The organism is Pseudomonas frederiksbergensis (assembly GCF_003732275.1).
GTDB lineage: Bacteria > Pseudomonadota > Gammaproteobacteria > Pseudomonadales > Pseudomonadaceae > Aquipseudomonas > Aquipseudomonas frederiksbergensis_H.
Map to the genome: position 1 here is coordinate 30,660 of NZ_MOBM01000012.1, position 13,177 is coordinate 43,836.

Annotated in this window: 1 protein-coding gene; it reads right to left on the reverse strand. The window is 62.3% G+C overall.

The window, feature by feature from the left end; all coding sequences use genetic code 11:
• Window positions 1-24: 24 nt before the first annotated feature.
• Window positions 25-13,008 carry a non-ribosomal peptide synthetase gene (locus BK662_RS08170; protein ID WP_123357656.1) on the reverse strand — a complete coding sequence of 4,328 codons (12,984 nt, stop codon included), beginning with the start codon at window positions 13,006-13,008 and terminating at the stop codon, window positions 25-27.
• Between the last annotated feature and the right edge of the window lie 169 nt (window positions 13,009-13,177).

The window sequence follows — 13,177 nt, forward strand, 5'->3', positions numbered from 1 at the left end:
GCCGCAGGCTGCGATCTTTTGACTTTAAAGCCCCTCCAACTCCGCCATCAGGTCATTCAACCGATCCACCTTCTCCCCGGTAATGTCGCTCGCCGCCAACCCATCAATGTACTCGGCCAGCTCCGCCACCGTGCTGCACTCGAACATCGCCCGCAGCGGCACGTTGCGTTGCAGGGCTTTTTGCACCCGCGAGGCGATCTGTGTGGCCAGCAACGAATGCCCGCCGAGTTCGAAGAAGTTGTCACGCACGCCGACCTTCTCGACCTTCAACACCTCGGCCCAAATATCCGCCAGGGTCTGTTCCAGCTCATTGCGTGGCGCCTGATAGTCCTGGCTCTGCAACTGGCCGATTTCCAGCACCGGCAAGGCCTTGCGATCGAGTTTGCCGTTGGCGTTGAGCGGCAGCTTGTCGAGCCACAACCAGTGCAGCGGCACCATGTATTCCGGCAATTCGGCGCGCAGACGTTGCTTGATACGCTCCAGCCGTTCGTTCGGATTCAGCACCGAATCCGCTGCAACCAGATAGCCGACCAAATGCTTGCCGTTGACGCCCTCCTGCACACCCACCGCTGCATCGCGAACTTCCGGCTGTTCGTGCAGACGGGCCTCGATTTCTCCCAGTTCGATACGGTAACCGCGAATTTTCACTTGATGATCGATACGCCCAACGTATTCCAGCACGCCGTCACTGCGACGTCGGGCCAGGTCGCCGGTGCGATACAAGCGATCCCCCGACGCACCGAACGGGTTCGGCACAAACACCTGCGCAGTGCGCAACGGATCGCTCACATAACCACGACCCACGCCGGTGCCGGCCACGCACAACTCACCCACCGCTCCCAACGGCACCAGTTCCAGCGCGCCATCGAGCAAGTACAAACAGTTGTTGTCGGTCGGCGTGCCAATCGGCAGATAACTGCCGCGCGTCGAAGCCAGGTCGACGCGGAAGAACGCCACATCGTCCGAGCATTCCGCCGGGCCATAGGCGTTCACCAAACCAATCTCCGGGTAACGCAACAACCATTGATGCGCCAGCTCCGGCGGCATCGCTTCACCGGTCGGCAGCATCCAGCGCAGGCCATCGAGGCTCATGCGGTCCTGGGCGAGCATGCCCTGAATCAGCGACGGCACGCTTTCCAGCACGGTAATGCCCTGGCTCTGAACATGGGCCAACAAGCCTTGCGGATCGTGGGCGATGCTGTTCGGCACAATGTCGACCCGAGCGCCGAACAATGGCGCCGCGAGGAACTGCCAGACCGAAATATCGAAGCTTTGCGAAGCGGTCTGAGCGATCACATCAGCCTCGCTCAATTTCAGGTACGGCGCCTTGCTCAACTGGTTATTGAGCATGCCGCGCTGCTCGACCATCACGCCCTTCGGCAAGCCGGTGGAACCCGAGGTGTAGATCACATAGGCGAGGCTGTCCGGGCCGCTATAAATGCCCGGATTGGCCACCGAAACAGCGCTCGCCTGCACCTCTTCCCAAACCAGCAATCGAGGCCGGTTGGCACAACCGAACTCTTCCAGCAGCGCGAGGGCTTGTTCACGACACGCCTGGGTGCAGACCAGCAACGGCGTACGACTCAGGTCGATGATCCGGCTCAGACGCTGACTCGGCAGGCCCGGGTCCAGCGGCAGGTAACCGGCACCGGCCTTGAAGCTGCCAATGATCATGCCCAACAGATCGAGGTTACGTTCGGCGAGCAGCGCCACCGGTTGATCCAGGCCGACGCCGGCCGCAATCAGCGCATGACCGAGACGGTTGCTGCGCTGGTTCAGCTCAACATAGCTGTGCTGCTGATCCAGACAACTGGCAGCAATTCGCTGCGGATGCTCGGCGACCTGCGCTTCGAACAATGAGACATAGCTCTGCTCCAGCGGGTAGTCGTGTTCGCTCTGGTTGCAGCCATGGATCAGGAAGTCCTGCTCTTCATTGCCCAGCAGCGGCAGATCCGCCATGTCGCCATGGAAGCCTTCGACCAGCGCCAGCAGCAGGCGCTTGAATTCACCAAGCATGCGCTCGACCGTGGATTCGTCGAAATAACGCTGGTCGTAAGACAGGTGCAAGCCCAGGTCATCGCCCGGATAACACACCGCCGTCAACGGGAAGTTGGTGTGGGTGCGGCCCGAATCCGAGGTGGCGTTGAGGCTCTGCGCACGATCCAGCACCGAGACTTCCACCGGCGCGTTTTCGAACACGAACAGGCTGTCGAACAGCGGCTGGCCTTTAGGCAGTTCGCTGTTTTCCTGGATGCTCACCAGCGGCAGGTATTCGTACTCGCGCAGTTGCATGTTGCTGTCGAGCAAACTGCTGAGCCACTGCCGAACACTGCAACGCTGATCGTCCTCGGGCATTTTCACTCGCAGGGCGATGCTGTTGATGAACAGCCCGACTGTGCGTTGCATCTCCGGCATCTCCACCGGCCGCCCGGCCACCGTGACGCCGAACAGCACGTCGCGATCACCGCTCAAGCGACGCAGCACCAGCGCCCACGCCGCTTGGGCGAAGGTGTTGATGGTCAGCTGATGGGCCTGGGCCAGTTCGCGCAGTTGTACGCCATCCCGGGCATCGAGCCGGGTGTAGCAGTCACCGACAATCATGCCGCCGCTGTCGCCGGCATGTTCACGCAGGAACGGTCGATCGCTCGGAATCGGCGTGGTGCGCTCGAAACCTCGCAGGTTCTGCTGCCACCACTGCCGCGCTTCGGCCAGGCTCTGGCGTTGCAGCCAGCCGATGTAATCGCGATAACGCGGCGGCACAGCCAGTTGCGCTTCGCGGCCTTCGCCGAGGACGGTGTAGATCTCGAAGAAATCGTTCATCAGCAGCGAACGGCACCAGGCATCGATGAGGATGTGGTGGTTACTCATCATGAACCAGTAACGCGCCGCGCCCACGCGGATCAAGCGCAGGTGGAACGGTGCCTGATTGAGCAAATCGAACCCGGCCTCACGCTCGCTTTTCAGCAGCGCCTGCAACTTCGGCTCTTGCTCGGTTTCGGCAACCGCGCTCCAGTCCAGATATTCGATCGGCGTGCTGCCCGGTTTGTGGATCACTTGCAGCATGTCTTCGCCGACGTTCCAGCAGAACGATGCGCGCAAGGCTTCGTGACGGGCGATCACCGCTTGCCAGGCCTGAGCGAAACGTTGCGGGTCGAGCTCGCTGTTGATGCGGTAGCGATCCTGCATGTAATAGAGGCCGGTGCCCGGTTCGAGCAAGGTGTGCAGCAGCATGCCTTCCTGCATCGGGGTCAGCGGGTAGACATCTTCAATCATCGCCGCAGGCACTGGCAGCGCATCGAGTTGCGGCTGAGTCAGTCTGGCCAGCGGGAAGTCCGACGGCGTCAGCCCGCCCGCGTTGTCGCTCAGGCAATGCTGGATCAGGCTTTGCAATTCGCCCAGATACGCCTCTGCCAGTTCAGTGATGGTTTGCAGATCGTGACGTTCGGCGCTGAAGGTCCAGCGCAGCACCAACTCACCGCCATACACCTGACTGTCGACGCTCAGCTCGTTGGGCAGCGGCGCATGTGGATCATGGGCCGCGCCCACCGGTTCATCGAGCGGACGGAACAGCGCATCGCTGCCGAAACTCTGATCGAACTGTCCCAGGTAGTTGAAGGTGATCGGCGCCACCGGCAACGCCGCCATGGTCTGACGGCACACACCGTCGGCCAGGTAACGCAGCACGCCATAACCCAAGCCTTTGTGCGGCACCGCGCGCAGCTGCTCCTTGATCGCCTTGATCGAGGCACTCTGTTCACTCATGGGTGTGAGGCGCAGCGGATAGGCGCTGGTGAACCAGCCCACGGTGCGGGTCAGGTCGATCTCGTCGAACAGGGTTTCGCGACCGTGGCCTTCGAGTTGAATCAACGCCGACTCATGACCGCTCCAGCGGCACACCACACGGGCCAATGCGGTCAACAGCAGGTCATTGACCTGAGTGCGATAGGCTGTCGGCGCCTGTTGCAGCAGTTGGCGGGTGCGCTCGCTGTCGAGGCGCACGCTGACGGTTTGCGCGTGACGATTTTGCTGACCACCCTGCGGACGATCACAGGGCAATTCAGCGCTTGGGCCGGCCAGTTGCGTCTGCCACCAGCTCAATTCTTCACGCAGGGATTCGCTGCCGGCGTAAGCCTGCAACCGTGCGGCCCAGTCCTTGAAGCCGCTGGTTTTCGCCGGCAGTTTTACCGACTGCAGGGACTCGAGTTGACGATAAACCGTTTGCAGATCGTCCAGCAGCACCCGCCACGACACCCCGTCCACCACCAAGTGGTGAATGGCGATAAACAGCCGTTGTTGCCCCTCAGAATCATCCACCAGCAGCGCCCGCATCAGCGGCCCTTGCTCAAGGTCGAGGCTGCGTTGGGCATCGGCGAACAGCGCCACGCATTTGTCCATGGCTGGCACATGTACCTGCCACAGCACGGCGGCGGCGGAAACCGCCTGGTGCTCGGCCTGCCAATGGCCGGCGACTTCGGTAAAGCGCAGGCGCAAGGCGTCGTGCTGTTCGATCACCGCCAGCAGCGCTTGCTCCAGACGATGCGGCTCCAGCGCCACTGTTGGTTCCAGCAGCAACGCCTGGTTCCAGTGTTGACGCTGCGCGATTGCAGTGTCGAAGAACCAGTGCTGAATCGGCGTCAAACGCGATTCACCGCTCAGCAAACCTTGCTCGGCCGTGACCTGCTCGGTGCGGGTCGCGACGGCGGCCAGGGTCTGCACGGTCTGGTGCTGGAACAGGTCCCGTGGGCTGAAATGGATGCCCTGCTGCCGCGCACGGCTGACCACCTGGATCGACAGAATCGAATCGCCGCCCAGTTCGAAGAAGTTGTCGTTGAGGCCAACCTGCTGGACGTTCAGCACTTCACAACAGATGCCGGCCAGGGTCAGCTCAAGTTCGTTGCTCGGCGCCACGTACTGCTGACGATTCAACTCCGGGTCCGGCGCCGGCAGCGCGCGGCGGTCGAGCTTGCCGTTGGCGGTCAGCGGCATGCTGGCCAGCAGGATCAAGTACGTCGGCACCATGTAATCCGGCAACTGCGATTTGAGGTGCGCCTTCAACGCTTCGCGCAATGTAGTTTGTTGCGCTTCATCCTGTTCGGCGACGCTGGTGACCAGATAGCCGACCAACTGCTTGCCGCTCGGTGCATCGAAGGCCAGCACCACCGCTTCACGCACGGATTCGTGTTCCAGCAAACGGGTTTCGATCTCGCCCAGTTCAATGCGGAAACCACGGATCTTCACTTGATGATCGATTCGGCCGAGGTACTCGACCAGACCATCGGCGCGCTGACGGACAAGGTCGCCGGTTCGGTACAGACGTCCGCCGTTCACTGCAAAAGGATCAGCGACAAACCGTTCGGCGGTCATGCCCGGGCGCTGGTGATACCCCTGCGCCAGACCGGCACCGCCGACATACAACTCGCCCGTCGCCCCTTGCGGCACCAACGCCAGATCGGCGTCGAGGATGTAAGCGACGCGAGCACCGATCACGCTGCCGATCGGCACACTGCCCAGCCCTTCTTCCAGTTGCTCGGGTGCCAGACTGGCGAGCGGCATGACTACGGTTTCGGTCGGGCCGTAGGCGTTGAAAAACAGGCTCGGTTTGAATGCCGCGCGAATCCGTTGCAAGTGTTCGCCGGTCAGCGCCTCGCCGCCGGTGATGCACATGCGCACCGGCAGGGTTTCACCCTGGGTTGCCAGCCATTGCGCCAATTGGCTGCCGTAGCTTGGGGTGAAACCTAGAATGTTGATGTTGTGCCGACGAATCAGCCCGCAGATTTCTTGCGCGTCCCACTGGCCTTGCGCACGCAGCACAACCTGCGCGCCGCTCAACAGCGGCACCAGCAGACGTTCGGTCGCGGCATCGAAGTTGATCGAATAGAAGTGCAACTCACAGTCGTCGGGTCGCATGGCGAAACGTTCGATCACCGCGCGGCAATGCATGGCGATTTCACCGTGGGACACCACCACGCCTTTCGGTTTACCGGTGGAGCCGGAGGTGTAAATCAGGTACGCATGATGTTGCGGCAGGCTGATAAACGGCAGTTCGTTGGCCGGGTAGTTGGCCAGTGCAGCAGCGTCTTCTTCCAGGCACCAGCGGCCGACGCTGGCCGGCAGTTCACCGAGGGCCACGAACATCGCCGCATCACTGAGCAGCAGACTGATGCCGCTGTCTTCGATCATGTAGTGCAAGCGGTCCAGCGGGTATTCCGGGTCCAGCGGCACATAGGCACCGCCCGCCTTGAGAATCGCCAGCAGGCCGACGACCATCTCCAGCGAACGCGCAAGCATAAGGCCGACCCGAACCTGCGGCCCGACACCGCGCTCGCGCAGCATCCAGGCCAGACGATTGGCGCGGTTGTCGAGCTCGGCGTAGCTCAAGGTTTGCCCGGCGAAGGTCAGGGCCGGTGCGTCCTTGCGCACCAGCGCCTGTTCGCTGAACAGGTGATGGATGCATTGATCGAGGCGATGTTCGCCCGGCTCGATGCCAAGGCTGTCGAGCAGGTTTTGCTGTTCAGTGGCTTCCAGCAACGGCAGTTCGCTGAGGCGTAGTTGCGGATCGGCGAGCAACGCTTCCAACAGGTTGCGCCAGTGCCCGGCCATGCGCGCAATGCGTGGCTCGTCGAACAAATCGGTGCTGTAAGTCAGGCAGCAACCCAGGCGATGGTCGAGGTCGGTGACTTCCAGGTTGAGGTCGAACTTGGTCGCTCGCGCATCGTTGGCCAGGTACTCGACGGTCATCCCGGCCAGGGTGCGACTCTGCTGGAATTCCCAACGCTGCACATTGCACATCACCTGGAACAGCGGGTTGTAAGCCGCACTGCGGGTTGGTTGCAAGGCTTCCACCAGATGATCGAATGGCAGGTCCTGATGGGACTGGCCTTCGATCACGGTGTGGCGAACCTGCTCGAACAACTCGCTGACGGACATCTGCCCGTCGAGCTGGCAACGCAGCACTTGAGTGTTGAGGAACGCGCCGATCAGCCCTTCGCTTTCCGGGCGAATGCGGTTGGCCACTGGCGCACCGATGCGCAGATCGGTCTGGCCACTGTAGCGATAAAGCAGCACCGCCAGCGCGGCCGTCATGGTCATGAACAGGGTCAGACCGTTTTGGGCGTTGAAGGCACGAACCCGCGCCGCGAGGTCATCGCTCAGGTCGAAACGGAACAGTTCGCCCTGATGGCTTTGCACCGGCGGACGCGGGCGATCGGCCGGCAGTTCCAGCAGCGGATGTTCGCGGCCCAGTTGCGCGGTCCAGTAATCGAGTTGGCGCTGACGTTCTCCGGATTCCAGCCACCGACGCTGCCACACGCTGTAATCCAGGTACTGCACCGGCAGTGGTTGCAACGGTGATTCGCGGTCATCGACGAACGCTTCATAGAACGCGCTCAGTTCCCGGGCGAAGATGTCCATCGCCCAGCCTTCGGTGACGATATGGTGCAAGGTCAGGACGAAGTAGTGCTCCTGCTCGGCGGTCTTGACCAGGCACGCACGCAGCAGCGGCCCGATTTCCAGATCGAAAGGCTTATGGGCTTCGTCGTCGGCCAGTTGCTGGACCTGCCATTCGCGCCCATCGGCATCCAGCGTGGTGAAATCCTTCCAGTCCATGCGCAGGCGGGTGTCTGGATGAACCTGTTGCCGGGCCACGCCGTCGACGCTCGGGAACGTCGTACGCAAAGTTTCGTGACGCATGATCAGCGCTTGCAGCGCCGCTTCGAAACGCCCGACATCCAGCACGCCGCGCAACCGCGCCATGCCGCCGACGTTGTAGGCCGGGCTGTCCGGTTCCATCTGCCAGAGGAACCACATGCGCTGCTGGGAATAGGACAGTGGTACCGGTTGGCTGCGGTCGACCTTCTTGATCGGCGGCTGTTTGTTGGTTTTGCCGCTGGCCTGGATCAAGCGAACCTGCTCGGCAAAAGCGCCCAGCTCACTGGCCTCGAACAGCGCCCGCAATGGCAACTCGACGTCGCAGGCCTGGCGGGTGCGGGAAATGATTTGCGTGGCCAACAGCGAGTGGCCACCGAGGGCGAAGAAGTCGTCGTGCAGGCCGATCTGCGCTTGGCCCAGCACTTCACGCCAGATGCCGGCGATTTGTTGCTCAAGGGCAGTGACTGGTTCGACGTGCTCACGGACCTGCCACTGAGGTTCCGGCAAGGCGCGACGGTCGAGTTTTCCGCTCGGACTCAGGGGCATTTCATCCAGACGCATGAGTTGCGCCGGGACCATGTATTCCGGCAGCTCAGCGGCCAGCGCGCTTTTCAGGCGTGTGGTTTGAGCATCGATGGTTTCGCTGGTTTCAGTGGCGGTGTAGTAACCGATCAACTGTCCGCCGGCCGCCGTTTCGCGCACCAGTACCACCGCTTGGGCGACGCCAGACTGCGCCAACAGACGCGCTTCGATTTCTTCCGGCTCGACACGAAAACCGCGCAGTTTGACTTGCTGATCGAGACGACCGAGGTACTCGATCACGCCGTCGGCGGTCCAGCGAGCACGGTCGCCGGTGCGGTACAGACGTGCGCCCTGCTCGTCCAGTGGATCGACCACAAAGCGTTCGGCGGTCAGACTTGGGCGCCCCAGATAGCCTCGGGCCAAACCGATACCGCTGATGCACAGTTCACCCGGTACACCGGCCGGCACCGGGTTGAGATCGCTGTCGAGCACGCGGCACAACACGTTGCCCAATGGCCGGCCAATCGGCGAGCGCTCGCCATCGGCGGTTGTGCAGTGCCAGTGGGTGACGTTGATCGCCGTTTCGGTCGGGCCATAGCGGTTGTGCAGTTGCACTGCCGGCAAGTGTTCCAGCACGCGATTACGCAGTTCAGCGGGCAACGCTTCACCACCGGAGAACAGTCGGCGCAGGCTGGTGCATTCGGCGCTGAGCGGTTCGTCGATGAACAACGCCAGCATCGGCGGTACGAAGTGCAGCGTGGTCACACCGTATTGCTGGACCAGTTGCGCGATGCGATGCGGATCGCGGTGTTCGCCGGGGCCGGCGAGTAACAGACGGCACCCGGTAATCAACGGCCAGAAGCATTCCCATACCGACACGTCGAAACTGATCGGCGCTTTTTGCATCAGCACGTCGGTTTGGTCCAGGCGGTAGGTGGCTTGCATCCATTGCAGGCGTTCAGCGAGGGCCGCGTGAGTGTTGCCAACGCCCTTCGGTTGACCGGTGGAACCGGAGGTATAAATCACGTAGGCCAGGTTGTCGCCGTGCAGGTGCAAGCCCGGCGCATGGCTCGGCCAGTTCTCCAGATGCAGGGCGTCCATGGCAATCACGCTGACGCCGTCGGTGGCCGGCAAGCGATCGAGCAATTCGGTTTGGGTCAGCAGCAGCTCGACGCCACTGTCGCTGAGCATGTAGGCCAGGCGCTCGGCCGGATAGTCCGGGTCCAACGGCACATAAGCGCCGCCGGCCTTGATGATCGCCAACAAGCCGATCAGCAACTGCGGCGAACGCTCGGCGGCGATGGCCACGCACACATCCGGGCCGACGCCTTTGTCCCGCAAGTAATGCGCCAGGCGGTTGGCCTGGGCGTGCAGTTCGGCGAAATCCAGGCTGCCGCCGTCCCACAGCAGCGCGGTGCGCTCAGGAGTCTGGCGCGCTTGTTCGTTGAGCAACTCAGGTAGCCATTGATTGGCGGGTGTACACGGTGCGGCGCTCCAGACGGATTGCTGATCGAGCTCGCCCGGGGTCAACAGTTGCAGGTCGCCGATGGCGGTCGTCGGTTGTTCGCAGACAGCTCGCAGCAGATTGGCGAAATGCTCGGCAAGACGCTCGATAGTCGCCACGTCAAACAACTCGCTGGCGTAGTCGAACGACAGGCTCAGGCGACCATTGCGGTCTTCTTCGCTGTGCAGTTGCAAGTCGAACTTGGCTTCGCGACTGTGCCACGGCAGCTCTTCGGCGAGCAGTCCCGGCAAGCGACGCAGCGCAGTGAGATCCCGTTGCTGATGGTTGAACATCACCTGGAACAAGCCCTGCTCGCGGGCCTGCGGGAAGGCTTCGAGCAGTTGTTCGAACGGCAGATCCTGATGCGCTTGCGCACCCAATGCGGCTTGACGGGTTTGCGCCAGCAACTCAACGAACGGCAGTCGCGAATCCACCTCGGCACGCAGCACCTGGGTATTGATGAAGAAGCCGATCAGCCCTTGGGTTTCCAGACGCGGACGGTTGGCATTTGGCACGCCGATGCGGATGTCGCGTTGGCCGCTGTAGCGATGCAGCAGGCTCTGGAATGCCGCGAGCAACAGCATGAACGGCGTCGAGTCATGAGCCTGGGCGGTCTGGCGAATGGCATCGCTCAGGCTCGCGTCCAAACGCAGCGTGTGGCGGGCGGCGCTGTGAAAGTGTTGCGCCGAACGCGGATGATCGGTGGCCAGGTTCAGGGTCGGGTGATCAACGCCCAACTGCTCTTTCCAGTAAGCGAGTTGACGCTCACCCTCCCCTTGCGCCAACCACTGGCGCTGCCAACTGCCGTAGTCGGCGTATTGAGTCAGCAACGCTGGAAGGATGGCGCTCTGGCCTTGGGAGGCCGCCGCATACAGGCACGAAAATTCGTCGATCAACACGTTCAGCGACCAGCCGTCGGCGATGATGTGGTGCATGGTCACCAGCAGTTGATGGTCCTCATCGCCGAGGCGCACCAGCGTCACCCACAGCAGCGGGCCTTTTTCCAGATCGAACCGGGTACGGGCTTCGTCCTCGCGGATTTGCTGCGCGCGGGCTTCACGCTCGGCAGCTGGCAGATCGCTGATGTCGATCACCTGCAGGCTGAATTCACCGGCAGCAATGACCTGTTGCAGGGCTACGCCATCACGCTCGAAAAACCGTGTGCGCAAGGATTCGTGACGTTCGATCAGTTGCTGGAAACTGGCGCGCAAGGCCTCTTCATCCAGTTCGCCGCGCAGGCGCAAGGCACCGGGAATGTTGTAGGCGCTGCTCTGCGGGTCGAGTTGCCAGGTGATCCACAAACGGTTTTGCGCCAGGGATTGCGGCATGGCTTCGCTGCGCGCCAAGGACATGATCGCACCTTGGGCCACACCGCCATCCTGTTGTTGCCGGATGACCGCGGCAGCGAATGCGCCGAGAGTTGGCGCTTCGAACAGCAAACGCAGATTCAGCTCCAGCCCCAACTCTTCACGCAGGCGCGCGACCACTTGCGTGGCGGCGATGGAGTTGCCGCCGAGCAGGAAGAAGTGATCGTCGGCGTTGACCTGCTTGACCTGCAATTGCTCACACCAGATCTGGCCGATCAGGGTTTGCAGCTCTGAGCCGGTGTTGGTTTCAGACGTGTTTGCGATGTCTGCCGACGGGAATAGCGCATAGCTGTCGAGGCTGCCATCGGCCAGGCGATTGCGGCAGGCGGAGCGTTGCAACTTGCCGCTGGACGTCTTCGGCAGCGCTCCCGGATGGAGCAATACCACCACACTCGGTGCTTGCTGATACGCCTCGGCCACCGCTTGACGGATGGCTTTGATCAACGACTCGGGTGGCAGGATTTTCTGCACGCTGCGGCTGATTTCCGCAGCGATGCCGATGCCCTCCTGACCCTCGATGTTGACTGCGAATGCCGCCACGCGACCTTTGCGCACCACCTCCACTTCACGCTCGATGGTCTGCTCGATGTCCTGCGGATAGAGGTTGTGACCGCGAACGATCAGCATGTCTTTCAGGCGCCCGGTGATGAACAGCTCACCGTCACGCAAAAAGCCCAGGTCGCCGGTGCGCAGCCAGGTGCGTCCGGCGTGCTGGACGAACGTCTTGGCCGTGGCTTCGGGGTTGCGCCAGTAGCCATGGGCGATGCTCGGCCCGGTGGCCCAGACTTCACCGACCACGTTGTCGGCGAGTTCTTCGAGCGATACGGCATCGACAATCAGCACCGCGTGATCCGGCTGGCCGATGCCGCAACTCATGATCGGGCTGCCATCGCCCGGCTCGGCACGGTTCTGCGCCAGGGCTTGATCATCCACGTGCAACGATGGAATGCCCTGGCCGCGCGGGCTGCCGGCAACGAACAGCGTGGCTTCCGCCAGACCGTAAGAGGCCATGAAGCTGTCCGAGGTAAAGCCACACGCAGCGAACTTCTCGGCGAAGCGTTCCAGGGTGTCGAGGCGAATCGGTTCGGAACCGGAATACGCCACGCGCCAGCCACTCAGGTCGAGGCGTTCCAGCGCCGATTCGCTGACCCGGTCGCTGCACAGTCGGTAGGCGAAGTCCGGCCCGCCGCTGATGGTGCCGCCGTATTCGCTGATCGCTTCCAGCCAGCGCAATGGCCGACCGAGGAAGTACGCCGGCGACATCAACACGCATGGCACACCGCTGAAAATCGGCTGCAACAGGCCGCCGATCAGGCCCATGTCGTGGTACAGCGGCAGCCAGCTGACGATCACGTCGTCGGGGTTCAAATCGATGCCGAATCCGTGACGAATCAGCAGTTCGTTGGCCACCAGGTTGCCGTGGCTGACTTGCACACCTTTAGGCAACGCCGTGGAGCCGGAGGTGTATTGCAGGAAGGCAATGTGATCGCCGTGCAAGTCCGGGGCGACCCAGCGTTCGGCCAGGGCGCTATCGAGAGTGTCGACACACAGCAGCGGCGGCGCCTCGTTGATTTGCAGCAACGCGTCGCGCAGGTCGGCGCTGGTCAATAGCAAGCGCGGCTCGGCATCGCTAATGATCGACAGCAGACGTTCCTGGTGATGACGACGGGTCGATTCAGGCGGATAGGCCGGCACTGCAATTACACCTGCGTACAGACAGCCAAAAAACGCCGCGACGTAATCCGGGCCGCTGGGAAACAGCAGCACCGCGCGATCACCGAACGACGTCTCGGCCTGCAATGCACCGGCGATGGTTCGCGCCCGTTGATCGAGCTCACGATAACTGAGCACCACAGCCTGATCCTGGGTTTCGGCGAGAAAACGCAAGGCCACCCGGTCCGGCGTCAGGGCCGCGCGGCGCTGAAGGGCTTGGACCAGTGTGCTAGGGAGTTCGAACGCGTCGGTCATGAGGTTTCCTGCCTGAATTCGGCTTGCAAGTGGAATCGGTTTTCGTATGTCACGCCCGTTCATGGACATGCAGGACGCGGTCTTCGCCGACCGCGCAAGGCTTGGGAATGCTGGTTTGGCCGGGGCTTGCGCCCGCAGCCATTCACCAATGAGAACGGATGAGGTCTTC

Excerpts from the sequence above, each read along its gene's own strand:
- BK662_RS08170 (WP_123357656.1), bottom strand. The coding sequence starts at position 13,008 with ATGACCGACGCGTTCGAACTCCCTAGCACACTGGTCCAAGCCCTTCAG.